The sequence below is a fragment of the Flavobacterium cryophilum genome, assembly GCF_048286555.1.
Classification (GTDB): Bacteria; Bacteroidota; Bacteroidia; order Flavobacteriales; family Flavobacteriaceae; genus Flavobacterium.
In genome coordinates this window covers 158,649-183,908 of the sequence record NZ_JBLVPZ010000006.1, presented here as the reverse complement: position 1 = coordinate 183,908, position 25,260 = coordinate 158,649, and the positions used below count along the sequence as shown (strand labels likewise).

Sequence of the window (25,260 nt, the reverse complement as noted above, 5' to 3'; positions counted from 1 at the left end):
ATTTAGCAAAATCAAAATTATTATCTAAAAATTATCACTATTAGTACTGTTAATAAAATATTTTTATTTAACTTTATCTGTGTCATTTAATCCTGTTAAAACATTAATAACAAGCGCTTTATAAAATAATAAATAATGGAACCACACCGAATAAAAACTAAAAAAAAAGAGGATTGGATTCATAAAGATTTGGAGAACAAAATTCCTAAATTAAGTGGTAAAATTTTGTTTATTCCCGGTCAGGACGAATTATTTTTCTAGTTCATTTCTTAAAGAAATTTGTTAGCCCAGGTTAACATCGGAGCCGTGAGTCACTGCTCTGTAATTGAATGTTCTTTCAAGCACCAGGTTCAAAAGATTCTCCGCAGAGCTTCGAACTTTTAAACCGGTATTCTTAATCGGGGTTAGGGACAAAATAGTCCCTACTCCATTAACGATTTAAACATTATGGATTTTGCACAATATAGAGATACATTTACCGTCAAATCCCATAAAATAGGATATTCCCCGTCAAATATTCAACGCTGTCTGGATTATGCCGCAGTTTTATTTTCTCACGACGTACCGGTTATTTACAATCCAAACCATTTATCACTTTTAGTAGGTTACAAAAAAGAATATATAAAAAAAGCGGCGGTTTATCCCTGTTACTTTTACCGTGATTTTGAGATTTCAAAGAAAAATGGCACCAAACGACTTATTTCTGAACCGCTTCCGAGCTTAAAAGAAATTCAAATCTGGATTTTGAGAAATATCTTAAATAAAGTGTCCACCAGCCCTTTTGCGAAAGCATATAAAACCAATGTAAGCCTTATTGAAAACCTCAAATTTCACAAAAATCAGCCTAAAGTTTTTACATTGGATTTAGAAAATTTTTTTCAATCTATTACTATTGAATTAGTTGAAAAAGAATTTCATCAATTGGGTTATTCTAAAATGGTATCGAAATTATTCTCCAAATTATGCACCCGAGACAGAACTTTGCCGCAAGGCGCGCCCACGAGTCCGTATCTTTCGAATTTAATATTTAAAGATGCCGATGCCAAGATTGCGGCCTACTGTAAACTACATAAAATAAGATACACCCGGTATGCTGACGACATGAGTTTTTCGGGAGATTTTGATGAAAATAAATTGCTGTATGAAGTACGTAATACTGTTGAAAAATTAAACCTTCGCATCAATAAAAATAAGACTAAGCTCATGACATCCAATAACCGACAAACGGTGACGGGTATTGTTGTGAATGAAAAACCGCAAGTGGTATTCCACAAACGCAATGATTTAAGGCAAGCCATGTATTATATCAAGAAGTTTGGATTCGAAGAACACCGCGAATACAAAGAAATTAACCAAAAAAATTATCTCGAACATTTGTTAGGGAAAATAAATTTTGTACTGCAAATAAATCCAAAAGACATCGAATTTTTGGCATATAAATCTTTGTTAAAAAACCTAAAAAAGAAACAGGATTTGAAAATGATGGAGGATGAAATAGTACTCCCATAATAATTTAAATGAAAACTTGGTAAAAAACTATTCCATGAAAACTCCTCGTAGAGTTTTTTTAATTTTATAACACACTGAAATAAAGCTACATATTATATTTTTAATTGCTGAAATTAATTAAATTTGATAAATTAAAATGTTTGAAATTACAATCATTGGTACGGTCTTTTTTATGAATAATAAGGTCGATGCCAGTACGATTTCTTCCTTGTAACGTTTTTATAAACTACCAAATAATTAAAAAATCATGCCTCATGAAAAAAATAACACTAATTATCGCAACACTGTTTTTTTTTACTTTTTTGCAGGCACAAACAACTTGGAAAGCAGATCCAAATCATTCAAAACTTACATTTAGCACCGTACATCATGGTATTGCAGATATAGCAGGCTTATTCAAGAAATTTGAGATAACCGTTGTAACAAATAAAACGGATTTCAGTGATGCTGAATTTGAACTTTCGACTGATGTTGCCTCCATAGACACTGAAGTAGAAATGCGTGATAATCATTTGCGAAGCGCTGAATTCTTTGATGTGGAAAAATTTCCTCAAATGACATTCAAAAGTATATCCATAAAAAAAGTAGGAAAGGATAAATACAAACTTACAGGTGCGCTCACCCTACATGGAATAACAAAACCGGCAACAATTAATATGTGGTATAGAGGAACTATAGTAAATGAGCAATCAAAAGCAAGTACTGCCGGGTTTCAGTTTAGTGGAACCTTAAATCGTCTTGATTTTAATATAGGCCAAAAATTTCCTGTGAAAATGATTAGTGATGAAGTAAAAATTAAAGCAGATTGTGAGTTTATTAAACAGTAAACCCGTTCGATTAAAGGAATAATACCACAGCCTCAAAATATAAAACAATCCAGATGGCATTTATCGACTATTATAAGATTCTTGAAGTGGACAAAAAAGCAACCGAAGCCGAAATTAAAAAGGCCTATCGCAAGCTGGCCCGTAAATACCATCCCGACTTAAACCCCAACAGTAAGGAGGCCGAAAGAAAATTCAAGGAAATAAATGAGGCTAATGAAGTACTGAGCCATACCGAGAATCGTAAAAAACATGATGACTATGGCGAAAATTGGCAACATGCCGAGGAATTTGAAAAATCAAAACAACAGCAGCAGTATCAAAGTGGCGGCCAACAAGATGGTTTTGGCGGATTCAGTGGGGGCAATGATTTTTCAGATTTTTTTGAGACAATGTTTGGAGGACACTCGTCAGGAAACTCAGGGCGTCGCAGTGTACAGTTTAAAGGGGAGGATTTTAATGCAGAATTGCATCTTGATCTAAAAGAGGTGTACGCCACCCACAAGCGCACCTTGACAATTAACGGCAAAAACATTCGGATTACTATTCCTGCGGGGGTAGAAAATGGGCAACAAATAAAAATCAGCGGACTTGGTGGCGAAGGCACAAACGCTGGACCAAAAGGTGATTTGTATATTACTTTTAGTATTGAAAACCATACCAACTTTAAATTGGACAAGCACAACCTTTACACCACCGTTACCTTAGATTTATACACTGCCATACTGGGTGGTGATATTACCGCAGATACTTTTGACGGAAAAGTAAAACTAACCGTAAAACCAGCAACTCAAAACGGAACAAAAGTAAAACTGAAAGGAAAAGGATTTCCTGTCTATAAAAAAGAAGGCGAATATGGAGATTTATACATTACCTATCACGTGCAAATACCCACATATAGTACTGATAAAGAAAAAGAATTATTTACGGAACTCGCTAAGTTAAGAACATCATGAAAATAGAAAATCTCATCGCAATACCGGCATTGTGCAGTTATTATAAAGTAGAACTATCTTTTTTTGACAATCTCAACGAAATGGGATTACTCGAAATAAAAACAATCGAAGAAATGCAATATATTCATTCGGATGCAATTTTTGAAATCGAAAAAATGATACGCATCCATCAGGAATTAGATGTCAATACCGCAGGAATCGATGTTGTATTTAACTTACTGCAAAAAATTGATGCCTTGCAAAATGAATTAATATCCATGAAAAACAGATTGCGATTGTATGAAAGTTGAGCTTTGACAATTCCAACGATTTTTCACTATTTGTAAAAAGTAAAAATATGAACTGGCACCTACTCCCTCTTCTGGAAATAGCTGAAAAGCTCCACACCAGCCCAACCGGAATTGATGACGCAACCGCCTCAGAACGCTTGCGCAAACATGGAAAAAATCAAATTGAAGATAAAAAAAAGAAGACGATAGTACAAATGATTCTTTCTCAGCTATCTGATTTTATGATCCTGATCCTTATTGCCGCAGCGGTTATTTCTGGCTTAATAGGCGATCTTAGCGATACCATAATTATTCTTGCCATCATTATTATTAATGCTGTTGTGGGATTTATCCAAGAATATAGGGCTGAAAAAGCGATGGAAGCATTAAAGAATATGGTGGCAAATCATGCTCGTATTTTACGTAATGGAAAAAAAATTGACGTTCCTGCATCGGATATTGTCCCGGGAGATGTAGTGGAACTAGAAGCGGGAAATGTTATTCCTGCTGATGTCCGTTTTTTTGAAACCCATCAAATAAAAGTAGATGAATCAACACTTACGGGCGAATCAAACAATGTAGAAAAAAATCCCGATGCACTTCCCGAAGGTAACTATGCGCTGGGCGACCAAACCAATATGGGCTATAAAGGTACATTTGTTACTAGCGGACGCGGGCTGGCTTACGTTGTAGCAACGGGAATGCATACTGAACTTGGACACATCGCAAAAATGATCCAAACCGATGAAATAGCTACGCCTTTACAAAAGAGATTAGCCGTTTTTGGCAAAAAATTGTCTGTGATTATACTTATTATTTGCGCTATAATTTTCTTTATCGGACGGTTGCGGGGAGAATCCGTTGTAACGATGTTGATTACTTCTATTTCGCTTGCAGTTGCCGCGATTCCGGAAGCTTTACCAGCATTAGTCACTGTAGCACTTGCTTTTGGCGCGAAGAAATTGGCCAAAAGCAATGCGCTCATTCGAAAATTACCGGCGGTAGAGACTTTAGGTTCCGTTACATACATCTGTTCTGATAAAACAGGAACTCTTACATTGAACAAAATGACGGTACAGGAAATTTTTGAAACCCCAGACTTACAGTATGAAACTATTTTTAAAGAAAAAAATATTCTCCTTCAAGCTATCGCGCTAAACAATGACGTTACAAAAGATGAAAGTGGTAAATGGTTAGGAGATTCGACCGAAGTCGCATTGGTACAATATGCATTTGATAAAAACCTAAACCGCAATGATTTAGAAGAAGCACTTCCTCGAATTGCAGAACTGCCTTTTGATTCTAAAAGAAAGTGCATGACTACAATACATCAAACACACAATTCTACTGGTGAAATTTTAGTGATTACAAAAGGGGCGGTTGATGTATTGTTTCACGAACTAAGTGACAATCAAAAATCAGATATCCCTGAATTTGAAAGCAAAGTCAATGAAATGGCTGCAAAAGGATATCGGGTTTTAGGGTACGCAATAAAAACATTGCCCTCCTTACCGGCTACTTTAGATCCTAATTTAATAGAAAATGAATTAACTCTTATTGGGTTTGTAGGCATGATCGACCCCCCTCGCGAGGAGGCAAAACAGGCAGTTTCTCAATGCAAGGAAGCCGGTATTATTCCTGTTATGATTACGGGTGATCACAAGCTAACTGCCAAAGCAATTGCCGAAAAACTGGGTATTATTGTCACGGATGATGATCTTGTTTTAACGGGTTCAGAACTAAGCGCGTTGACACAAAGTGAGTTTGTGAAAATTGTCGAAAAAGTAACTGTATATGCCCGTGTAAATCCGGAACAGAAACTAAGAATCATCACTGCATTACAATCCAAAAATCATTTTGTAGCAATGACTGGCGACGGTGTCAATGATGCTCCTGCTTTAAAAAATGCTGACATTGGTATTGCAATGGGAATCAACGGAACTGAAGTTTCTAAAGAGGCGTCGCACATGATTTTACTCGATGATAACTTTGCCACCATTATTGTTGCCGTTAAACACGGGAGAAAAATATTTGATAACATTTTAAAATTTATTAAATATATTATGACAGGGAATTCAGGCGAAATATGGGCGATTTTTTTAGCTCCATTTTTTGGGTTACCTATTCCCTTATTGGCCATTCACATTCTCTGGATTAATTTGGTAACCGACGGTTTACCCGGATTGGCACTAGCCTCAGAACCAGCTGAAGCAAATATCATGAATCGACCACCCAGAAATCCCCAGGAAAATATCTTTTCAAAGGGAATGGCAATACATATTTTATGGATTGGATTATTAATGGGCATCGTTACTATTGCGATACAGGCGTATGCAATACATGATGGCAATGCACATTGGCAAACTATGGCTTTTACGGTGCTTTGTTTTAGTCAATTAGGACACGTGATGGTCATTCGGTCCGGACGGGAATCTATTTTTAAAATAGGATTTTTTTCAAACAAACCTATGGTTGGTGCACTACTGATAACCATTGCCCTTCAATTTATGGTAATTTACGTGCCTTTCTTCAATGAGATTTTTAAAACCCAACCCTTATCTTTTTATGAATTGGCAATAACCGTGGCGGTATCAAGTATTGTATTCTGGTCTGGCGAAGCTGAAAAGTGGATTAAAAACAGGAATAAATAATCTGAAATCACTTTTTAATACGCACTATTTTATAAGGATTTGTGTGATTTATTTTTAAAATCATTTATTTCTTTTTAGAGTTATATTTCAGTTTAAATCAAAATCCCTTTTTTTAACTCGACGTTTAAAAGTCAAAATATACATTGCAATTTAAAAATATACTTGTTTTTTAAAATCTATTTTTTATCGGCAAAACCTTCAAAAAAAAGTTTAACATCAGCATTAAATACTGATAATCAGACAAATAATTGTATATTTGAGTAGCTTTTTTTCTATTAAAAATTAATTCATTTGCTAATGAATAGTGTTTTTAAAATAATCGAATTGTTTAAAAATTTTTTAATTGAAGTTGGCGAACTCTCCTTTTTTGCCGGTCGTTTTTTTAAAGAAGTTTTTAAAAGTCCTTCGGAATTTAAAGAGTTCCTTAGACAATGTTTTTATATGGGAAACCGTTCGCTGGTACTCGTTGCAGTTACAGGATTTATCATCGGTTTGGTATTCACTTTACAGTCCCGCCCTACGCTGCAGGAATTTGGAGCCGTTTCCTGGATGCCATCAATGGTAAGCATTTCGCTAATTAGAGAAATTGGACCTATTATAACGGCTTTAATTTGTGCCGGCCGTATTGGTTCTGGAATTGGTGCTGAATTAGGGTCTATGAGGGTTACGGAGCAAATAGATGCCATGGAAGTTTCCGGTACAAATCCTTTCAAGTATTTAGTAGTAACCCGCATATTAGCTACTACTATTATGCTACCCATTCTAGTTTTTTTTGGAGATACTATTGCGATTTTTGGTTCCTTTTTAGTGGAAAACATTAAAGGAAATGTTTCTTTTTTACTGTATTACAATCAGGTGTTTGCCGCCTTGGAATTTGGAGATTTGATCCCAGCGACCCTTAAAACATTCTTTTTCGGTTTTGCCATCGGGTTAGTGGGCTGTTTTAAAGGATATTATTGTAAAAAAGGAACTGCTGGAGTAGGTTTAGCGGCTAATTCCGCAGTGGTTTTTACCTCGATGCTTTTGTTTATTATTGACTTTGTTGCTGTTTTTATCACTGATATTTTTTATGATTTATAACTGATTATGAATACATCCATATCCAATAGAAAAGCGATAATAGAAATCAAAGACTTGAAGAAAAGCTACGGTAATAATCATGTTTTGGATGGCTTTAATATGGTTTTGAATGAAGGAGAAAATCTAGTTATCATGGGAAAATCAGGTTCTGGAAAATCTGTGATGATAAAATGCCTCATTGGATTAGAAGAACATGATAGTGGAACAGTTGTTATAATGGGAGCGGATATTAGTGAACTCGACCGGGAGGAATTAGATGATATACGTACCGAAGTAGGTTTCCTTTTTCAGGGGAGTGCACTCTATGACTCGATGACCGTCAGAGAAAATTTAGAATTCCCTTTGCGTCGTCACAAAAAAAAATTTGGAAAAATAAAAGACACCACTCCACTGGTTATGGAGGCTTTAGAAAATGTTGGTTTGGCTCATACCCTAAATTTAATGCCGGAAGAACTTTCGGGTGGAATGAAACGAAGGATCGCTTTGGCAAGAACTTTAATTCTGCAACCAAAAATTATTCTCTATGATGAACCAACTACTGGTTTAGATCCCATTACTGCAAAAGAAATTTTGCTGTTGATGATGTCCATTCAAAGAAAATACAACACGTCGGCAGTGATCATTACACACGATGTGGATTGTGCCAGAATGATTTCGAACCGAATGATTTTATTGGTGGACGGTGTCAATTATATCGAGGGAACTTTTGAGGAATTATCAGTCTTAACAGATCCTAAAGTACAGGCTTTCTTTAAATAAGAATAACTAATGGAAAAAACGACATCACAAAAACTGCGACTTGGACTTTTTGTAATCATCGGATTAACGCTATTTATACTGGCAGTGTATTTCATTGGCGATAAGCAAAAAATGTTTGGAAAAACCAATCATCTAAAAGCAGTTTTTAATAATGTAAGTGGTTTACAATTAGGGAATAATGTGCGTTACTCCGGAATAAATGTAGGCACTGTGCGTGGTATCGAAATGATCAATGATTCTACCATTAAAGTCGATATGCTCATTGATAAAACCATTTTTCCTCACATTAGAAAAAACGCTATCGCCACCATAGGCTCCGATGGTTTAGTAGGTAATATGATTATAAATATTATTCCCGGCAAAGGGATGGAAGCTGTTGTGAATCCCGGGGATGAAATTCAATCCTTAAGTCGAATTCGTGCTGATGATATGCTGAATACCCTTGGCGTGACCAATAAAAATGCGGCACTGCTGACGGCTGATTTACTTAAAATCACACAGGAAATAAATCAAGGCAAGGGAACAGTAGGGGTATTGATTAAAGATTCCACAGCAGCCAATAACATGAAAGAAATTATGCGTTACTTAAAAATTACCGCTCAAGGAACCTCGGAGTCTGTGACAAAATTAAACCGACTCCTTTCTTCTTTAGAAAATAAAAACAATGTAATAGGTTTTTTAAAAGATACGGCTGTAGCCAATGATATGAAAGCGGTAGTGCGGAATTTAGATCAATCCAGCACTGAAATAAACAAAGTAGTTAGCAACCTCAATACTACAATTGCAAATATCAAAGATGGAAAGGGAGCTATAAACTACTTGTCGAATAATCCGCAATTCGTACGAAAAATAGACTCCACGATGACAAACATTAATGAAGCCAGTTTCCGCTTGAATGAAAATATGGAAGCTTTAAAACATAATTTTTTATTTCGAGGATATTTTAAAAAACAGGAAAAAGCAAGAACTAAAGTACCCAAAAAAGAAATAGAGGATAAAAAGTATTGAAAATCAAAAAAGAGGAGATTATGGTTACTATTGAAAAATTAGGAATAATTTTAAGTCCGACTGACAACGAATTTGAAAATAGCGCCGTGTTAAATCCGGGTATTTACCAAGATGGAAATACCATTCATGTTCTATACCGAGCAGTAGAACATGGTAATTTCTCCACCATCGGTTATGCTAAAATGGATGGCCCACTTAATGTGACGGAACGGCATGAAAAGCCATTGATCACTCGTGATTTCGAGTATGAAAAACATGGTGTAGAAGATGCGCGTGTTGTAAAAATTGAGGATATTTATTACATTACCTATACTGCTTACGATGGTGTCAATGCAATGGGAGCATTGGCTACCTCAAAGGATTTGATTCATTTTAAAAAACATGGTATCATAACTCCAAGTGTAAATTACCAAGAATATGAAAACTATATCACTTTTTGTGACGAAAATAAAAGCAAACTAAATCCAAAATACCATCAGTATTATACCCTTTTTGCACAAATAGGACTAGCCGAAGATAAGCTTAGATTACTCAGAGATAAAGATGTGGTTTTATTTCCAAGAAAAATAAATGGGAAATTTGTTTTTTTACACCGCATTTGGCCTGGAATTCAAATTGTACAATTTAATGAGTGGACAGATTTAACAGAATCTTTTTGGGAAGATTATCTTAAAAATCTTGTCAATCATATTGTTTTAGATCCAAAAGACATCTATGAGGTAAGCTACATTGGAGCTGGCGCACCTCCTATAGAAACTGAATTTGGCTGGCTGATAATCTATCACGGTGTAGAGGAAACTACCACAGGAAAGGTATACCATGCCAGAGCAGCATTATTGCAATTAGACAGTCCCGAAATTGAACTTTCCAGATTAGTTTATCCGTTATTTTCTCCTACTATGCAATGGGAAATAGAAGGCAAAGTGAGTAACGTTGTATTCCCAACCGGTCACGCCTTGTTTGGAAATGATCTTTACCTTTATTATGGTGTAGCGGATAAATATATTGCAGTTGCAAAATTAGACATAAACGAATTGCTTCTCGAATTGAGAAAGTAATGATAGTAAAAGCGTCATCAAAACTTAAAAAACAAGTAGCATATTACTTTCAAGTTCATATACGGAAAGAGCATGCTGAAAAGCGCCCTATTTTCGCTAACAAGCAGTATATTTTAATTACTATTCTCCTGTTTCAGTTCTTTTTTAAATGGTTTTCAAAGCTTCAATCAGCAAATCAATATCCTCCTCTGTATTAAAATGACTAAACGATATGCGCAAACTTGGTTTCGTTAAATCTTCTTCAGAAAGCATTTCGGCTAAAACATGCGAAGGCTTTATACTTCCTGACTGACAGGCACTCCCACGGGAAACCGCGATTCCTTTCATGTCCAAATGAAACAATATCATCGCTGTTTTTGCTGCTGCAAAAGGCAATAAAACGTTCAAAACAGTATAAAACCCATCGGGATTTCCGTTAATTTTAAATTCGGGGAATTCAATTTCAAGTTGGCAAATCAAATAACTTTTCAATGCAGCAATCTGTATCTGTTCTGTTTTTAAGTTGGTACAGGAAACTTCCAGTGCTTTTGCCATACCGGCGATTTGGTGCAACGCTTCGGTTCCGGCTCGCAATCCTTTTTCTTGTTCACCACCAAAAAACAATGGCTGTAACCCAGAATTTTTTCGAATAAAAGCAAAACCAACACCTTTAGGTCCATGAAATTTATGCGCACTTGCCACGATAAAATCAACGGGGATTGTTTTTAAATCAATCGTTGCCTTACCAACGGACTGTACGGTATCCGAATGAAATAAAACGTTATGCTCTTGACAAATACGGCCTATTCGTTCCAAATCTAAAACGGTACCTGTTTCGTTATTTACATGCATCAGACTCACCAATGTTTTCTTTTCCTGCGAAAGCAACTCTACTAAATGTGTAATATCAATTTCTCCATTTGGTTTTACATTTACATAATCAATTTGGATATCGTACTCTTTTTGCAAGACTAGAGCCGTGTATAATACCGCATGATGCTCCATTTTACTGGTAATGATTCGTTTTACATGTAAATCTTTAACCGAAGATCGAAGAATCCAATTGTTAGCTTCGGTACCGCAGGAAGTGAAGATAATTTCCTGTGCAGTGGCATTCAAATTTTTGGCAATTGATTTTCTGGAAAGTTCCAAGATATTTTTTGCCGTACGTCCTAAACTATGTGTTGACGATGGATTTCCATAATCTTCCATTAATACTTTGGTCATTTCCTGAATTACTTCGAGACGAACAGCAGTGGTAGAGGCATTATCGAGATATACTTTTTTCATTTTTTTAAATTATAAAATTATTACAGCCCTTCAATTTGTGTTGGAATCACTTTCGTTTTTCGGGAAAAGAGTATTTTTTCATTAAAAACAACTATCGAAACCAAAATTAGAAAATAAGAGAACAATTGAAGGAAACTTACTTGCTCATTGTAATAAAATATGGCCAGTAAAAAATTAATAATTGGGTTAATATAAATCATAATTCCTACCGCAGAAGAGTTAATTCCTTTGAGCGCATAAAGATTTAGAAACAATGGAATAATGGTAAAAAATACCACAATCATGAACATACAGCTATAAAACAAAGGCTCCGTAGGAATTACTCCGCTATATTTAGGATAAAAAGGAAGTAAAACAAGTGCTGTAAAAATCAATTGAATTGTTAACCCCAAAAATTTATCCAAATCGTTGTTTTTTCTCTGGCTCACTAAATACAAGGCATAGGTCGCCGCGGTAATAAGGCTGTAAAATATATCCTGAAAATAGTTGAATGCCAATAAAATACAACTAACAAAACTGATGGAAACAGCAACCCACTGCCATTTACTGAGTGTTTCTTTTAACAAAAAAAACGCAAAAACAGTTGTCACTATAGGGCAAATTAAGTACGCTAAAGAAGCCGCATTTACACTGACATGATTCATCACATAAATGTAAACAAACCAATTTGAGGAGAGAAATACGCCACCACCAAGAGTCAAAATAACAACACTTTTTTGTTGTTTGGAACTGATATTTTTGAAATGATTCCAGTTTTGTCTCATCACTTTCCTTCGAAAAACGACATTAATCAGTACCATCGTAAGCACGCTAAAAAACACACGATAAAACAAAATATCCAATGAAGGATAATTATGCAATGGTTTTAACGCAAAACTAAAAAAACCCCAGACAAAAAAAGCTAAAAAAGCAGCCGAATAATATTTGTTAAGTCTCATAAACAGTATTGAATTGATGCAAAGATAATACATTCTAGTGGCTTTAAATGACAACCATCCTGACAATCCTACCAGCCACAAATTTGTCTTTTATAGTGCAATTGTTCTTCTATAAAACCCAATATCCTGTTAAATAATCTATTTTTAAAAGGGAATGCAATTGGAACAAATTAAAAATTCTACTTTTGTTAGAAATAATATAAAAATGAAAAGAGTTATAAGCCTACTGGTTTTTGCCGTACTGTTAAACAGTTGTGATGATGGTGATTTAATTCAAGAAGACATCAGTTTTGAAGATGTTGTTCCGGAAGCTTGCGATAAAAATGGAATCATCTACAAACTAAAAGATAATGAAGCTCTTATTCTTGAAGTTTTGGGATTTACATTCCCAACCGAAACAGTGTCCAAAGAATTAGACATTAGCACCTCAAATCGCGTTCTATATCGTTTTTACAATGGAGCCGTAACCTCTACAACCATCTGCGAAAGTATCCCCCCGGCAACACCAATTGTTGTGGATCAGTGGACTACTTCCGGCGGAAAAATAGTTATAAATACGACCGCCATCAAAACAACAAATACCACTGATAACAGTACTAAAATTACAGGTTACAATCACAATATTACCTTCAAAAACATCACATTTGTAAAAAGCAACGGGACGCAAGTTTACGAAACATTTCCTTTTGGCGACTATGTAATTAATGCTACACCTTTACCGCTTGCATTCAACAAGACCCTTGAACAATGTAGTTCTTCAAAACAATTATACGATTACAATAGTAGTGAAGCGCTAATTCTTGACATTGATCCCGCTTTAATTGTTAATCAAGCCACACCGCTTAACACTCCACGAACGGGATTAATAAGTGACACAAAAAACAAGCTTACATATCGATTATTCTCCGGTTTACTAACTGGTGCTTATTTTTGCAACACTGCTTTTCCGGCAACTCCCGCAGTAAGCGAAGAATGGATTGCCGTGGCTGGAGTAGCAAACGAAAGTGGAATTGTGGAAGTAACAACGACCTCTTTGGGAACTGGCTTTAAACACACCGTTGTCCTTAAAAAAGCAAAAATGAAGAAAGGAAGCAGTGATTTTATTTTGGGTGATAATTATATTTATGGTGAATTATTGACCACGAATTAATCTCCTATTAGACGTAAAATTAGAGCTTAAAAACAATTGTTTTTAGACGCAAAAAAGGTCCCGATTTTAAGTAAATTTTCCAATGAAAACTGCTTGAAAACGGGACCTTTTTTTGTATTTTTAAAACTTACATGGCACTTTGTTTGATAAAAACTTCTGTCGCTCCTTGACCATATTTTTGATAATTCCCTTCTTGAAAGGCAATGTTATCATAACGTCCTAATAAAAAATCCAACTCCGCTTTTAGAATTCCTTCTCCTACGCCATGGATAAAAACAATTTTTGGGATGCGATTGCGAATCGCAAATTCGATGTGCCGTTTTGCCGTTTCAGTCTGCAAAGTCAAAATATCATAGTTCGACATTCCGCGTTTATTCGGCACCAGTTTTTCGATGTGTAAATCAAACTCCGGAGCTGGAATTTCGTGCTTTGATTTCTTTTCTTTGACAAAACTTCGCGCTTTTGGAATCTCTTTCTCTTTAGAAACTTCACTTACATTAATTCTTCTGATAGAATCAAGTAAGTTGCTGGAATCGTCGACTTTAATCAACTCGTTGACAAAAAATGTCATTGTAAATCCATCCTCTGTTTCTATCGTCACTTGCTTTTCGTTTACTGACAATACAACTCCATTTATCGCTTCGTCAAGCACTGAAACCTTGTCTCCTTTGTTAAACATTTTCGTCCTCTTTATTTTGATTTTTACTAGGCGTTTTGGCACTCAATTGCATCATTCCCATCATGAAAACTACGATTGCAATTACCATTATATATACATTTTTCTCGGCACTCACCTGCTCGTACAAAGCCACAGTAATTGCAATAACCATTATTGGGATTATAAACTTTCTCATCTTTTTAAATATCAGTTTTCAAAAGTAGTGAATTTAAAATTGCATCAATTATTACCTAAACCGTTTCTTATTTTTTCGTAAAATTGTAAAAAGAAAAACCATTGGATTTAGAAAAATATATGTTTCCGTGTTTAAGCAAAACGCTCTTTGGAATAGAGTGTTTAGGCTGTGGTTTTCAAAGAGGATTTTTGCTGCTTTTGCAGGGTAATTTCGGAGCTGCTTTTAAGATGTATCCACCCATTTTTACCACCTTGTTATTTCTGGCAATTTTGGGTTTCCATGCTGTCGACAAAAACAGAAATTACAAAAAACTCCTTGTTGGCTCCGCAATTTTAAATGGTGTTTTTATGATTGTAGGGTATTATTTTAAGCACTACTAACGCATCCCTGTTCTTGACTTTTCAGAATAAAAAATTATTTGATTCGAGTCAAAATATCATTCATCATTTCGATTTGCACATTTTGAATTTCTATTAATTCTTCTTGTTGATGCAGAATCAGATGATCCAGTTTTTCATGAAGCATTCTAATTTCGAGTTCTGATTTCAGATTAATCATATAATCTTTTTTGGCTCTTTCCCTGTCTTTTTCTTCTTGACGATTTTGACTCATCATAATTACCGGAGCTTGAAGTGCGGCAAGACAAGACAAAATTAAATTCAACAAAATAAATGGATACGGATCAAATCCTTGATTCAAAAGGATATAAATATTAGCCAAAATCCATAATAAAATAAATACTCCAAACAGAATAATAAATTTCCAGCTTCCGCCAAAAGCAGCAACTTTATCCGCTACTTTTTGACCCACTGTTCGATCTCCAATCTCATCCTCGACAACACTCACTAAAGACTTATCTTCGTTTAACGAGCCAATTACCCTCGTTTCCATCTTTGACAACTCTCCTATTTCAACTACTAAATAATTAGAAATGTATTTCTCCCGATACATATTTAACTCCTCAATTGCTAAAGATTTGTCCTCATCAAAATCAGGATAATCATTTTTAATAAGCGCTAATATTGGGTTTCGTATGGCTTTAGCAGAAATTTTATCCGCTATTGGAAATTCTTTTTTTGAAATGTAACTTGTAAAAGTCGACTTGGATTTCATGGATTGTTATTTATGTGCTAATTTAAAAAAACACTTTCATCAAAACTAATAATCCGTTCTTATTCATTCAAAATAAAAGAGATACCATCTCGTATTTTCAACTTAAAAGTTTAAAACAACTATAACCTATCGGTTTTAATCTCAATTTTTTTAACAAAAGTGCCTAAATAACCCAGATAGCTTTTTTCTTTTGAAAGAAATAATTCGAAATAGTTCAATATCTTTGCGGTTCGTTTTAAAACCCAGTAAAAATGGCACTGAATTACAAAAATATTTATTTCTGTTAGTGTTAGTGCTATTTTTTAAATTACTCGCTTGAGAAACATTGTTCAAAAACGAATTCTATTTGTAATCAATTCTGCAATCAGATTGCTACAATTTAAATGATAAGACAGAAAACACTATGAGACCACAAAAAATATTAGACCTTATTGGAAATACGCCTTTGCTAGAAACCACTAATCTTATAAAAAATAAAAACGTAAAACTATTACTAAAACTCGAAGGAAACAATCCTGGAGGCAGTGTCAAAGATCGCGCAGCCTATAATATGATTGCTTCAGCATTAGCAAGAGGAGAGATCAAAAAAGGAGATAAACTTATTGAGGCAACTAGTGGTAACACCGGAATTGCTTTGGCCATGATTGCCCAATTATTCAATATCGAAATCGAATTAGTACTTCCGGAAGATTCCACCAAAGAACGTACTCAAACCATGCTTGCTTATGGTGCTACCGTTATTTTGACACCCGCAAACGCCGGAATTATAGGTTCTAGAGATTATGCTGATAAAAAAGTAGCCGAAGGCGGTTACATCATGCTCAATCAATTTGCAAATGACGACAACTGGAAAGCACATTACAAAACAACAGGTCCTGAAATATGGAATGATACGGAAGGAACTGTAACCCATTTTGTCTCTGCTATGGGAACAACGGGTACCATTATAGGTACTTCAACCTACTTGAAAGAAAAGAATCCTGCCATTCAAATTATAGGGGCACAACCCAGCGATGGTTCCCAAATTCCAGGAATACGAAAATGGCCTGTTGAATATCTGCCTAAAATTTTTGACGCCAAGAAAGTAGATACAATCATTGAAGTATCGGAAGCAGAAGCACGATTAATGACCAAACGCTTAGCGCTGGAAGAGGGTGTTTTTGCAGGAATGAGCAGTGGTGGTTCAGTCGCAGCCGCAATAAAAATAGCTGAAGAATTAGAATCAGGAGTCATTGTCGCCATTATCTGCGACCGTGGCGATCGCTATCTGTCTTCGGATTTATTTGATTAAAGTACTTGGACGTTATAGAAATAACCTTTCTTTTCAGTATCTTTCGAAAAGGAAGGCGAATTCGATTTTAAGAAAGAACAATTCCTTTTATAACCAAAAATGGTTTAACTAACACCCCCTTTATAATTTTATCACAAATGAAAAATACTCAATTAATTTATTGCATTCTATTTTTATCAATCGTTATGGGAGCAAAAGTACAGGCGCAGGACTGGCCTAATTTAAACAAATACCAAAATGAAAATACAAATCTCAAACCGGTAGTACCAGGACAAAAAAGAATTGTATTTATGGGCGATTCCATAACCGAATTTTGGAGCACAACAGATCCGGAGTATTTTGCCGGAAAACCATACGTTAATCGCGGTATTAGCGGCCAAACCACACCGCAGATGCTTATCCGTTTTAGAGCGGACGTTATTGCTTTAAAACCCGCTGTTGTGATTGTTTTGGCGGGAATAAATGACATCGCCGGCAATACTGGTCCTTCCTCATTAGATATGATTGCAGATAATATTTTTTCAATGGCCGAATTGGCAAAAGCAAACAATATTAAAGTAATTCTTTGTTCAGTATTGCCTGCTTATGATTTCTCTTGGAAACCGAATCAAAATCCCGCTGAAAAAGTGGTCGCTTTAAACGAACTGATAAAAAATTACGCGCACGATCATAACCTCTTATATGTTGATTATTTTTCGGCTATGGCTGATAAACGAAAAGGGCTGCCTGCATCGTACTCCAGTGATGAAGTACATCCCAATAAAACAGGATATCAAGTGATGGCGCCTCTTGCAGAAAAAGCAATCACCAAAGTTTTGTTGCAAAAATAAAGTATCACCTTTAAAAAGAAGCAAAAAATGAACTATCGCAGATTAGGTAAAACAGATTTTAAAATTTCAGAAATATCGCTTGGCACATGGCAGGTAGGTGGAAAATGGGGTTCGCCTTTTAATGATAAAACCGCAGATGAACTGATCAATGCCGCAATAGACAACGGAGTAAATTTTATTGATACTGCCGATGTTTATGAAAACGGATTGAGCGAAACAGCTGTAGGCCGGGTGGTTCGTTCCCGTTCTGAACGAATTTATGTGGCCACAAAATGCGGTCGGCATATTAATCCGCATGTAAATGAAGGCTACCAACCTAAAGCGCTACAAAAATTCGTAGAAGACAGTTTGAGCAGAACTGGTTTAGAAACATTAGATTTAATCCAATTGCATTGCCCGCCGACCGGAGTATTTTATCGTCCGGAAATATTTGAAATGTTTGACCGTTTGAAAACGGAAGGGAAAATTTTAAATCTTGGCGTTAGCGTCGAAAAAGTGGAAGAAGGGCTAAAAGCAATTGAATTTCCGAATGTAACTTCAGTTCAGATTGTTTTTAATCTTTTTCGTCAGCGTCCATCCGAACTATTTTTTAAAGAAGCGCTGAAACATGATGTTGGTATCATTGCAAGAGTTCCACTAGCAAGCGGGCTTTTGACAGGAAAATTCAATGCCAAAACTGTTTTTGACACCCAAGATCATCGTAATTTTAATCGAAATGGGGACGCTTTTGACAAAGGGGAAACATTCTCTGGTGTTAATTACGATTTGGGCTTAAAAGCTGTTGAAGAATTGAAGGCTTTATTTCCCGAATCAACAAACTTAGCTCCTATCGCATTACAATGGATTTTAGGTTTCGATGAAGTAAGCTGTATAATTCCAGGCGCTTCTAATGAAAGTCATGTGTTGTCTAATTTATCAGTTTATGATTTGCCTACATTGACTGATGACAAAATTGCAGCGATGAATGAAATTTATGAGCGTTATATCAAACCCGAAGTACATCAATTGTGGTAATTCCTTTGATAACATAAAAAAGGCTCGATTTAAGGAAAATCGAGCCTTTTTTATGTATTGTATTGTTTTTATGCTAAACTAGCTGTAGATGAAATTGCTGCATTTAATACTTTAGAAATAGGGCAATTTTTTTCCGCTTTAGTAACTAATTGTTGGAAAACATCATCTGTAATTGCATTAATTTTTGCATTTACGGTTAAATGTGACGTTGTAATTGTTCCATCCACCAAATCGATATCACATTTAGTTTCGATGCTTTCAATATCAAAACCAGCTTCGGTGATATAAGCAGACAGTTGCATAGTAAAACATCCTGAGTGCGCCGCTGCGATCAATTCTTCGGGATTAGTCCCTACTCCTTCTTCAAAACGAGATTTGAAGGAATATTGTGTCTCATTTAGTGTGGTACTTTGTGTGGTAAGTTTCCCAGTTCCTTCTTTGAGGGAACCGTTCCAGACTGCGGTTGCATTTCTTTTCATAATTATAAATTTTATGTTTTCTCAAATTTAGCTCATTTGTGAAAAACCACTTTCAGAAATGGAATTTTTTAACGAAAATTTAAAGTTCGTGTATTCTAAAAACTAAAACTCGCCTCTTCACTTTATACTTTAATCGTCGTTAAAAATTCTTGCATCAAATAAATATAATCCTAGTTTATAATGAAATCTTTATGTGCTATTTTTCGTATTTATTTGATTATGTTTGCGCAAATAAAAAAATACTTCATACCTAAAAAAGAAATCAATTTAAAATAATGCAAATAGATTGCACTATTAAAATAAATCTCCTTTTTACAAAAACTTAAAAATAAAAATTAAATAATAGCAACAATAATGCAGGACACCATAAAAGAAACCTATACTGATTTAATGTCTTTTTTAAGAAACCCAAAAGACGAATCGGGCCCAAAACTTACAGTAGCTGACAAATTTAAAAAACTAATTTCTTTATTGGTAATTGAGATTCCAATCATGGTGATTTTGATTCTTCTAATAAGTGGTTTAGAAACATTGGGACTTGTGGATTCAGGTAACCACAAAATTTTGGATTTGATCAAGTCGGTTCCGGTTCCATTATTCCTAATCTTAACGGTTGTAATTATACCTTTTTTCGAAGAATTAATATTTAGGCTGTATATACGTTATAAAAATAACTATGCACTGCATTTTGTCATTTCATTAGTTTCGTTTACAGGCGTTCAGAATGAACAAAAAGCGGAAACTTTCATGATTTCTCTTTGGAAAAAAAGATACAAGTTCATCTTTTATTTTTCTGGTGTGCTTTTCGGGTTGATTCACATCACTAATTTTGAATTCTCTTATACTATTTTACTGTTATCTCCAATATTAGTGGCACCACAAATAATATTAGGTTTTTTTATTGGTTTCCTTAGAGTTCGTTATGGATTTGTTTTAGGATTTCTAATGCACGCGCTTCACAATGCCGTTTTTATAGGATTTGGATTATTTTCCATGTTAAACCATTCCGAAAAAAACGTTGAAACCAGTTTATATTCCATCAAGATAGAGGAAACTAACGATATAGACAGCCCAAGTACGCAACATAATTATCCTGATAGTATTGCCTATAAAACGTGAGCCTGAAAACAACCCTATCTTATTTACTAAATACAAATGAAATATTACTACAAACGAATGATGAAAAAATGTTTGACAAACAGTTAAATTTAAACTTTAAAAACAAGTCGAAAGACAGCTCCCAAACAAAAAGTATTGCCTTGAATCAATTAGCGAAAAGCTATGACTTTACAATTAAAAAAAATACAATACAAACTGAGGTCTGGCATTTAAAAATTATGAATCCGAAAATTTTGGGGAAATACAAAACGGAGAATAACTCTTATGGAAACATGGTTACTATAAACTCAGAAGAAATTATTATAAAAAATTCTAAGATTAAAACGCTTGTTAATGCTTTGACTAAAGAAAGTAACACAATAATTTTTGATAAAACGGATATCAAAGACAATTACAATTTCACGCTTAAAACCAAGGATTTTGAAAGCTTAAATAGTCAATTAAAATACAAATACGGACTTTACTTAGTCAAACAAAAGAAGAATATGGAACATATAAGAATAGTGTTTCCAAAGCAAAAATAAATTAAAATAACGTTTATTTGTTTTCTAAAAATACAAAAATTCATGATACTGAAATTCAATATCATGAATTTTATTTTATACTTATTTTATTGGATGTCCGTTTCTTATTTTTGGATAAAAACCACAGAGAAAGTAGCTCCTTTATTAATTCCATCGCTTTCTGCAAAAATTTGTCCTTCGTGTCTTTCTATTATTTTTTTACACAAATACAACCCAATTCCTGTTGAAGGCTCATTTGATGTTCCTAGTTTACTCATTTTAGTAAATTTGCCAAACAGTTCATCGCTTTGCTTTTGATCAAATCCCAAACCTTTGTCAGCTATTTTAAAGATGAGTTTACTATCCTGAACATAAACACGAACTTTGATTTCACTATTTGGAAACGAGAATTTTATCGCGTTATCAATCAAGTTTACTAAAACTCGAATCAACAAAATTTTATCAATTTTCATGAGTGCTTCTTCCACTTCAATTGACAAATCCAGCGTAATGTTTTTATGACTTAACAACTGATCCAATTGCTTTGATACAACCGAAAAAATGGAAGAAAACTGCACAATTTCATTTTTAGATTTTTTTTCTATAAGTTGATCTTGCTCTTTTAGCAGCTTGATGAAGTTTTCAATATAATTGTATTGTTGTTCTGCCGATAGCAGGATTAATTCAGCTAACTCTGTTATAGATTCTGAAGGCTCCTCTTCTAAAATAAGCAATGCTACCGATTTAGAATTCCCTACAAAGTTTCGTAAATCATGGGAAAGTAAATACACTAAATCTTGTTTCTCAGTAATGAACTTTTCATTTTCCGCAATTGATTCCTGAATATTACGCATTAACAAACCAGCTTCATCAGAGAAATTAGTTGGCAATGACGGAACAATTCTTTCGATTCGATAATTATCCAAGGCCTTTGAAGCCACTTCAATTGGCTTAATTAGTAGCTTTAAAAAGAATAACGTAGCGCCAGTGGCAACTAAGGTCATTACCAGTGCGAAAATTAAGATGGAATCCGCAGAAATGGCTTTGCTACCGTAGAGTACAAAAAATAAAAGCCCAATCAATGGAATATGAATTCCTAAAAATGCAACAAACAAAAATTTGAACGCGTAACTATTTTTAAGAAAACCTATGTGAGATAATTTTTTATATAATTGCATAGAAATTTTATTTTCGCTTTTTTTTATCAGCAGGAAATTACAAACAACAAAATAAGCGATTAATTTCTTACTGTTATCTATACATTTCTAAATAAAATGTTAAATTAAGTACTTTACTACCGTTATTTATGAGTAAAAAGCGTTTTTGTATTAAAAAAGCACCAATAATTATAATTTATAATTTTTAAAAAAATAAAATAAAAGTACATTTATTTCAAATCGCCAAGTGTGACAAAATCAAGTTTCATCAATACTGCTTACGCAGATTAAAACAAAAAACTCGCAGTCGCGACATTTTAAAAGACTTGCCAGCAAAGAGCGATTTCTAACCACTAGCCTCTTAATAAAAGCGCGGGCAGTCAAAACAATTCGTTATGCGCGTAGTGTTGCTGCTACAGGAATTGAGAGTTTGTAGCGTTTATCGGGAAATAATTCACATAAAATACAGCAGAGAGTGAAAATATTTCACAATTTGAATTTATAAAACCATTCAAACGCTTATTTTTGCGCTATGGCAAAGAAAAATACAGACAAAGTTGTCTTTCATCAAATAAAAGTCCTTGATGCTGGTGCAAAAGGCGTATCGGTAGCAAAGGCTCCTGACGGAAAAGTAGTTTTCATCCCCAATGTAGTACCGGGAGATGTGGTTGATGTGCAGACTTTCAAGAAGCGCAAGGCTTATTACGAAGGGAAAGCAGTTCATTTTCATGAATATTCAGAGCATCGTGTTGAACCTATTTGTGAGCATTTTGGCGTATGTGGAGGTTGTAAATGGCAAAATATGAAATACAGCCAACAGTTGTATTACAAACAAAATGAAGTGAAAAACCATTTGCAACGTATAGGGAAAATAGAACTCCCAGAATTTGAACCGATTCTTGGTTCGGAAAAACAGTTTTTTTACAGAAACAAAATGGAATTTTCGTTTTCGAACAGCCGTTGGTTGACCGAAAAGGAAATTGACAGCACCGAAGATTTAGGAAACAGAAATGCACTTGGGTTTCATATTCCGAAAATGTGGGATAAAATCCTGGATATCAATAAATGTCATTTGCAGGAAGATCCATCGAATGCGATTAGAAACGAAGTGAGAGATTTTGCCAATGCACATGGTTTGACTTTCTTTAATCCAAGAGCACACGAAGGTCTGCTTAGAACATTGATGTTGCGTACGGCTTCGACTGGTGAAATCATGGTTTTGATTCAGTTTTTTGAAAATGATAAAGCCAACAGAGAATTACTTTTGGATCACCTTTACGAGAAATTCCCGCAAATTACTTCACTACAATACGTGGTAAATAATAAAGCCAACGATACTTTATACGATACCGATATTAAATTATACAAAGGAAGAGATTACATTTTGGAAGAAATGGAAGGCTTAAAATTTAGCATTAATGCCAAATCTTTTTACCAAACTAATTCCGATCAAGCGTATGAATTGTATAAAATAACCCGTGATTTCGCTGGTCTTACTGGAAATGAAATTGTTTATGATTTATATACAGGAACGGGAACAATTGCACAATTTGTTTCTAAAAAAGCAAAAAAAGTAATTGGAGTAGAAAGTGTTCCTGAAGCAATTAAAGATGCTAAATTAAATGCTGAACGCAATGAAATTACCAATTGCGAGTTCTTTGTAGGCGATATGAAAGTCGTTTTCAACGATAGTTTCATCGCGCAACACGGACATCCTGACGTAATTATCACCGATCCACCAAGAGACGGGATGCACAAAGATGTAATTGAACAAATTATGAAAATTGCTCCTGAAAAAGTGGTTTATGTAAGTTGTAATTCTGCTACACAAGCGCGCGATTTGGCTTTGATGGACGAGAAATACAAAGTGACTCGGGTACGTCCTGTCGATATGTTTCCGCAGACGCATCACGTGGAGAATGTTGTGCTTTTGGAAAGACGAAATTAGTATTCATTGTTCAGTCGCAGTTAGCAGTTGTTGTTATTGAAATTGATTTTTGTTATTGAAATTTTACTTTTATGAAAAAAATAATTTTATTGGTATTCGCATTAGCACTATTTTTCTCCAGTTGTGAGAAAGACGACATTTGTGATGCAAATACACCTACAACACCTCGTTTAGTAATTAGCTTTTACAGTATTTTAAATCCTTCGGTTTTGCAAAACGTGAATGATTTAAAAGTAGTTGGCGAAGGAATGACAGATGGAATTGTATTTAATACTGCTACTGGAGATGATAAATACCTGACAAACGGAAACACGATTTCGATTCCGCTAAAAACTGTAGGAACAAGCACCAGTTATAGTTTTACTTTAAATTCTGGTAATACAAACCCAGCTTTGGTGAACGTTGACAATATAAAATTTGATTATATAACCCAAGAATTATTTGTATCGCGAGCGTGCGGCTACAAAACTCTCTTTACGTTAGACCCGCTAAATCCATATACGCATACCGATCCTGCAGTTGCAGATAAAAAATGGATAGCACACATATCGGTTGAAAAAAGTAACTTAGAAAACGAAAATGAAACACACATTAAGATCTTTTTTTAGTTTTTGTCTCCTATTATCGATGACTTTGGGACTAGCTCAGGAAACTACCCCTGTCAAAAGTGATCCAAAAAATACCAAGACGGACCCGATAATTCCGGAAACGCCATTATCGTTAGTTAACATTAGTCCTGAAATTATAAAGAGCGATTCGATTCCTGTAAAAACAGACCGATACGGAATTCGCGTTGGACTAGATTTATATAAACTCACACGTGCTTTATATGACAAAGATTACAAAGGTATTGAGTTTGTGGGAGATTATCGATTGACGAAAAAATATTTTTTGGCTGCCGAAATTGGCAATGAAAATAAAACCACCGATGATGACCGCCTTAATTTTACCACTAAGGGTTCGTATCTAAAAGCTGGTTTTGATTATAATGCTTACGAAAACTGGCTGGATATGGAGAACGTTATTTCCATAGGCATGCGTTATGGTTTCAGTACTTTTAATCAGCAATTAAACAGTTATCGCATTTACAATGCTAATCCTTATTTTGGCGAAGTTCCTATAATTCCTTCCGGTAAAAAATTTGATGGTTTAACTGCCAGTTGGATTGAAGTGGTGGCTTCCGTGAAAGCAAAAGTATTCAATAATGTATTTGTTGGTTTCAGCCTTCGACTGAACCGACTGGTAACCAATAAAGAACCGGAGAATTTCTCCAACTTATATATTCCTGGATTTAATAGGACGTATGACGGTGATTTCGGGGTAGGATTTAACTATACTGTTACTTATTTTGTTCCTATTTATAAGAAGAAAATTGCTCCGAAAAAAATAGAGGAAAAACAACCGCCAATTCGCTAATTTTTATTTTTGGTAAAAATCAGTAAATTAGCGGTCCATAGTTTAAAAACAAAACACCTTAAAAT

General features: G+C 34.7%; 27 protein-coding genes. 20 read left to right on the top strand and 7 right to left on the bottom strand.

Going from position 1 to position 25,260, the window contains the following annotated elements:
• Window positions 1–135: 135 nt before the first annotated feature.
• The 10 genes from ACNQGJ_RS10730 to ACNQGJ_RS10685 all read left to right on the top strand — a co-directional run bounded on the left by ACNQGJ_RS10730 (window position 136) and on the right by ACNQGJ_RS10685 (window position 10,114).
• On the top strand, window positions 136–261 hold the full coding sequence (locus tag ACNQGJ_RS10730) for a hypothetical protein (RefSeq protein ID WP_417972595.1): 126 nt from the start codon (window positions 136–138) through the stop codon (window positions 259–261).
• A gap of 186 nt (window positions 262–447) precedes the next feature.
• Complete coding sequence (locus ACNQGJ_RS10725) at window positions 448–1,509, top strand: reverse transcriptase domain-containing protein (RefSeq protein ID WP_417972596.1); 1,062 nt, start codon at window positions 448–450, stop codon at window positions 1,507–1,509.
• A 254-nt stretch (window positions 1,510–1,763) separates the two neighbouring features.
• Window positions 1,764–2,336, top strand: coding sequence for a YceI family protein (locus ACNQGJ_RS10720; RefSeq protein ID WP_417972597.1), 573 nt, complete (start codon window positions 1,764–1,766; stop codon window positions 2,334–2,336).
• A 53-nt stretch (window positions 2,337–2,389) separates the two neighbouring features.
• Window positions 2,390–3,289 (top strand): DnaJ C-terminal domain-containing protein, encoded by a 900-nt coding sequence (locus ACNQGJ_RS10715; RefSeq protein WP_417972598.1) that lies wholly within the window; start codon window positions 2,390–2,392, stop codon window positions 3,287–3,289.
• On the top strand, window positions 3,286–3,579 hold the full coding sequence (locus ACNQGJ_RS10710) for a chaperone modulator CbpM (protein WP_417972599.1): 294 nt from the start codon (window positions 3,286–3,288) through the stop codon (window positions 3,577–3,579). The genes ACNQGJ_RS10715 and ACNQGJ_RS10710 overlap by 4 nt, the downstream gene beginning before the upstream one ends.
• A 47-nt stretch (window positions 3,580–3,626) precedes the next feature.
• Window positions 3,627–6,209, top strand: a complete 2,583-nt coding sequence (locus ACNQGJ_RS10705) for a cation-translocating P-type ATPase (protein WP_417972600.1) — start codon at window positions 3,627–3,629, stop codon at window positions 6,207–6,209.
• 297 nt (window positions 6,210–6,506) lie between these two features.
• Window positions 6,507–7,289 carry an MlaE family ABC transporter permease gene (locus ACNQGJ_RS10700; protein WP_417972601.1) on the top strand — a complete coding sequence of 261 codons (783 nt, stop codon included), beginning with the start codon at window positions 6,507–6,509 and terminating at the stop codon, window positions 7,287–7,289.
• A 6-nt stretch (window positions 7,290–7,295) separates the two neighbouring features.
• A complete protein-coding gene (locus ACNQGJ_RS10695) occupies window positions 7,296–8,048 on the top strand; it encodes an ABC transporter ATP-binding protein (protein ID WP_417972602.1) in 753 nt (250 codons plus the stop codon).
• A gap of 9 nt (window positions 8,049–8,057) precedes the next feature.
• Complete coding sequence (locus ACNQGJ_RS10690) at window positions 8,058–9,056, top strand: MlaD family protein (RefSeq protein WP_417972603.1); 999 nt, start codon at window positions 8,058–8,060, stop codon at window positions 9,054–9,056.
• Between the two features lie 20 nt (window positions 9,057–9,076).
• Complete coding sequence (locus tag ACNQGJ_RS10685; protein ID WP_417972604.1) at window positions 9,077–10,114, top strand: glycoside hydrolase family 130 protein; 1,038 nt, start codon at window positions 9,077–9,079, stop codon at window positions 10,112–10,114.
• 144 nt (window positions 10,115–10,258) lie between these two features.
• Here the strand turns inward: ACNQGJ_RS10685 and ACNQGJ_RS10680 are convergent, their stop codons facing one another.
• Entirely contained in the window at window positions 10,259–11,383 is a 1,125-nt protein-coding gene (locus ACNQGJ_RS10680) for a cysteine desulfurase family protein (protein ID WP_417972605.1), read from the bottom strand.
• A 20-nt stretch (window positions 11,384–11,403) separates the two neighbouring features.
• Window positions 11,404–12,321 (bottom strand): EamA family transporter, encoded by a 918-nt coding sequence (locus ACNQGJ_RS10675; RefSeq protein ID WP_417972606.1) that lies wholly within the window; start codon window positions 12,319–12,321, stop codon window positions 11,404–11,406.
• Window positions 12,322–12,526: 205 nt separating this feature from the next.
• Here ACNQGJ_RS10675 and ACNQGJ_RS10670 point away from each other — a divergent pair, with 205 nt between their 5' ends.
• Window positions 12,527–13,471, top strand: a complete 945-nt coding sequence (locus tag ACNQGJ_RS10670) for a hypothetical protein (RefSeq protein ID WP_417972607.1) — start codon at window positions 12,527–12,529, stop codon at window positions 13,469–13,471.
• A gap of 127 nt (window positions 13,472–13,598) precedes the next feature.
• Here the strand turns inward: ACNQGJ_RS10670 and ACNQGJ_RS10665 are convergent, their stop codons facing one another.
• Both ACNQGJ_RS10665 and ACNQGJ_RS10660 read right to left on the bottom strand, forming a co-directional pair.
• On the bottom strand, window positions 13,599–14,150 hold the full coding sequence (locus ACNQGJ_RS10665; RefSeq protein ID WP_417972608.1) for a Smr/MutS family protein: 552 nt from the start codon (window positions 14,148–14,150) through the stop codon (window positions 13,599–13,601).
• Window positions 14,143–14,325, bottom strand: coding sequence for a hypothetical protein (locus tag ACNQGJ_RS10660; protein ID WP_417972609.1), 183 nt, complete (start codon window positions 14,323–14,325; stop codon window positions 14,143–14,145). The genes ACNQGJ_RS10665 and ACNQGJ_RS10660 overlap by 8 nt, the downstream gene beginning before the upstream one ends.
• Window positions 14,326–14,444: 119 nt before the next feature.
• Between ACNQGJ_RS10660 and ACNQGJ_RS10655 the strand changes: the two genes are divergently transcribed.
• Window positions 14,445–14,705: a DUF2752 domain-containing protein gene (locus tag ACNQGJ_RS10655; protein ID WP_417972761.1), complete on the top strand. Its 261-nt coding sequence runs from the start codon at window positions 14,445–14,447 to the stop codon at window positions 14,703–14,705.
• A 34-nt stretch (window positions 14,706–14,739) separates the two neighbouring features.
• Here the strand turns inward: ACNQGJ_RS10655 and ACNQGJ_RS10650 are convergent, their stop codons facing one another.
• Window positions 14,740–15,438, bottom strand: coding sequence for a DUF1003 domain-containing protein (locus ACNQGJ_RS10650; RefSeq protein WP_417972610.1), 699 nt, complete (start codon window positions 15,436–15,438; stop codon window positions 14,740–14,742).
• 403 nt (window positions 15,439–15,841) lie between these two features.
• Here ACNQGJ_RS10650 and cysM point away from each other — a divergent pair, with 403 nt between their 5' ends.
• From cysM to ACNQGJ_RS10635, 3 genes are all read left to right on the top strand, one after another.
• The gene (gene cysM, locus ACNQGJ_RS10645; protein WP_417972611.1) at window positions 15,842–16,729 is read left to right on the top strand and encodes a cysteine synthase CysM; all 888 of its coding nucleotides are present in this window, start codon (window positions 15,842–15,844) and stop codon (window positions 16,727–16,729) included.
• A 137-nt stretch (window positions 16,730–16,866) separates the two neighbouring features.
• A complete protein-coding gene (locus ACNQGJ_RS10640; RefSeq protein ID WP_417972612.1) occupies window positions 16,867–17,559 on the top strand; it encodes an SGNH/GDSL hydrolase family protein in 693 nt (230 codons plus the stop codon).
• A 27-nt stretch (window positions 17,560–17,586) separates the two neighbouring features.
• Window positions 17,587–18,573, top strand: coding sequence for an aldo/keto reductase (locus ACNQGJ_RS10635; RefSeq protein ID WP_417972613.1), 987 nt, complete (start codon window positions 17,587–17,589; stop codon window positions 18,571–18,573).
• A 68-nt stretch (window positions 18,574–18,641) separates the two neighbouring features.
• Here ACNQGJ_RS10635 and ACNQGJ_RS10630 read toward each other — a convergent pair whose 3' ends face one another.
• Entirely contained in the window at window positions 18,642–19,052 is a 411-nt protein-coding gene (locus ACNQGJ_RS10630) for an OsmC family protein (protein WP_417972614.1), read from the bottom strand.
• A gap of 354 nt (window positions 19,053–19,406) precedes the next feature.
• Between ACNQGJ_RS10630 and ACNQGJ_RS10625 the strand changes: the two genes are divergently transcribed.
• Entirely contained in the window at window positions 19,407–20,171 is a 765-nt protein-coding gene (locus ACNQGJ_RS10625; protein ID WP_417972615.1) for a CPBP family intramembrane glutamic endopeptidase, read from the top strand.
• Between the two features lie 68 nt (window positions 20,172–20,239).
• Window positions 20,240–20,695, top strand: coding sequence for a DUF3738 domain-containing protein (locus ACNQGJ_RS10620; RefSeq protein WP_417972616.1), 456 nt, complete (start codon window positions 20,240–20,242; stop codon window positions 20,693–20,695).
• A 104-nt stretch (window positions 20,696–20,799) separates the two neighbouring features.
• On the opposite strand, the gene ACNQGJ_RS10615 is transcribed toward ACNQGJ_RS10620, so the two are convergent.
• Window positions 20,800–21,852 carry a sensor histidine kinase gene (locus tag ACNQGJ_RS10615; protein WP_417972617.1) on the bottom strand — a complete coding sequence of 351 codons (1,053 nt, stop codon included), beginning with the start codon at window positions 21,850–21,852 and terminating at the stop codon, window positions 20,800–20,802.
• A gap of 511 nt (window positions 21,853–22,363) precedes the next feature.
• On the opposite strand from ACNQGJ_RS10615, the gene rlmD reads away from it, so the two are divergent.
• From rlmD to ACNQGJ_RS10600, 3 genes are all read left to right on the top strand, one after another.
• A complete protein-coding gene (gene rlmD / locus ACNQGJ_RS10610) occupies window positions 22,364–23,779 on the top strand; it encodes a 23S rRNA (uracil(1939)-C(5))-methyltransferase RlmD (RefSeq protein WP_417972618.1) in 1,416 nt (471 codons plus the stop codon).
• Between the two features lie 71 nt (window positions 23,780–23,850).
• Window positions 23,851–24,387 (top strand): DUF6452 family protein, encoded by a 537-nt coding sequence (locus ACNQGJ_RS10605; protein ID WP_417972619.1) that lies wholly within the window; start codon window positions 23,851–23,853, stop codon window positions 24,385–24,387.
• The gene (locus ACNQGJ_RS10600; RefSeq protein WP_417972620.1) at window positions 24,359–25,195 is read left to right on the top strand and encodes a DUF6048 family protein; all 837 of its coding nucleotides are present in this window, start codon (window positions 24,359–24,361) and stop codon (window positions 25,193–25,195) included. The genes ACNQGJ_RS10605 and ACNQGJ_RS10600 overlap by 29 nt, the downstream gene beginning before the upstream one ends.
• Window positions 25,196–25,260 lie beyond the last annotated feature (65 nt).

Coding starts and splice junctions, on each gene's coding strand:
- ACNQGJ_RS10675 (WP_417972606.1), bottom strand. CDS start 12,321: ATGAGACTTAACAAATATTATTCGGCTGCTTTTTTAGCTTTTTTTGTC.
- ACNQGJ_RS10725 (WP_417972596.1), top strand. CDS start 448: ATGGATTTTGCACAATATAGAGATACATTTACCGTCAAATCCCATAAA.
- ACNQGJ_RS10630 (WP_417972614.1), bottom strand. CDS start 19,052: ATGAAAAGAAATGCAACCGCAGTCTGGAACGGTTCCCTCAAAGAAGGA.
- ACNQGJ_RS10635 (WP_417972613.1), top strand. CDS start 17,587: ATGAACTATCGCAGATTAGGTAAAACAGATTTTAAAATTTCAGAAATA.
- ACNQGJ_RS10665 (WP_417972608.1), bottom strand. CDS start 14,150: ATGTTTAACAAAGGAGACAAGGTTTCAGTGCTTGACGAAGCGATAAAT.
- ACNQGJ_RS10600 (WP_417972620.1), top strand. CDS start 24,359: ATGAAACACACATTAAGATCTTTTTTTAGTTTTTGTCTCCTATTATCG.
- ACNQGJ_RS10705 (WP_417972600.1), top strand. CDS start 3,627: ATGAACTGGCACCTACTCCCTCTTCTGGAAATAGCTGAAAAGCTCCAC.
- ACNQGJ_RS10680 (WP_417972605.1), bottom strand. CDS start 11,383: ATGAAAAAAGTATATCTCGATAATGCCTCTACCACTGCTGTTCGTCTC.
- ACNQGJ_RS10685 (WP_417972604.1), top strand. CDS start 9,077: ATGGTTACTATTGAAAAATTAGGAATAATTTTAAGTCCGACTGACAAC.
- ACNQGJ_RS10690 (WP_417972603.1), top strand. CDS start 8,058: ATGGAAAAAACGACATCACAAAAACTGCGACTTGGACTTTTTGTAATC.
- ACNQGJ_RS10625 (WP_417972615.1), top strand. CDS start 19,407: ATGCAGGACACCATAAAAGAAACCTATACTGATTTAATGTCTTTTTTA.
- ACNQGJ_RS10730 (WP_417972595.1), top strand. CDS start 136: ATGGAACCACACCGAATAAAAACTAAAAAAAAAGAGGATTGGATTCAT.
- ACNQGJ_RS10615 (WP_417972617.1), bottom strand. CDS start 21,852: ATGCAATTATATAAAAAATTATCTCACATAGGTTTTCTTAAAAATAGT.
- ACNQGJ_RS10650 (WP_417972610.1), bottom strand. CDS start 15,438: ATGAAATCCAAGTCGACTTTTACAAGTTACATTTCAAAAAAAGAATTT.
- ACNQGJ_RS10655 (WP_417972761.1), top strand. CDS start 14,445: ATGTTTCCGTGTTTAAGCAAAACGCTCTTTGGAATAGAGTGTTTAGGC.
- ACNQGJ_RS10715 (WP_417972598.1), top strand. CDS start 2,390: ATGGCATTTATCGACTATTATAAGATTCTTGAAGTGGACAAAAAAGCA.
- rlmD (WP_417972618.1), top strand. CDS start 22,364: ATGGCAAAGAAAAATACAGACAAAGTTGTCTTTCATCAAATAAAAGTC.
- ACNQGJ_RS10695 (WP_417972602.1), top strand. CDS start 7,296: ATGAATACATCCATATCCAATAGAAAAGCGATAATAGAAATCAAAGAC.
- cysM (WP_417972611.1), top strand. CDS start 15,842: ATGAGACCACAAAAAATATTAGACCTTATTGGAAATACGCCTTTGCTA.
- ACNQGJ_RS10700 (WP_417972601.1), top strand. CDS start 6,507: ATGAATAGTGTTTTTAAAATAATCGAATTGTTTAAAAATTTTTTAATT.
- ACNQGJ_RS10720 (WP_417972597.1), top strand. CDS start 1,764: ATGAAAAAAATAACACTAATTATCGCAACACTGTTTTTTTTTACTTTT.
- ACNQGJ_RS10640 (WP_417972612.1), top strand. CDS start 16,867: ATGAAAAATACTCAATTAATTTATTGCATTCTATTTTTATCAATCGTT.
- ACNQGJ_RS10660 (WP_417972609.1), bottom strand. CDS start 14,325: ATGAGAAAGTTTATAATCCCAATAATGGTTATTGCAATTACTGTGGCT.
- ACNQGJ_RS10620 (WP_417972616.1), top strand. CDS start 20,240: ATGTTTGACAAACAGTTAAATTTAAACTTTAAAAACAAGTCGAAAGAC.
- ACNQGJ_RS10670 (WP_417972607.1), top strand. CDS start 12,527: ATGAAAAGAGTTATAAGCCTACTGGTTTTTGCCGTACTGTTAAACAGT.
- ACNQGJ_RS10605 (WP_417972619.1), top strand. CDS start 23,851: ATGAAAAAAATAATTTTATTGGTATTCGCATTAGCACTATTTTTCTCC.
- ACNQGJ_RS10710 (WP_417972599.1), top strand. CDS start 3,286: ATGAAAATAGAAAATCTCATCGCAATACCGGCATTGTGCAGTTATTAT.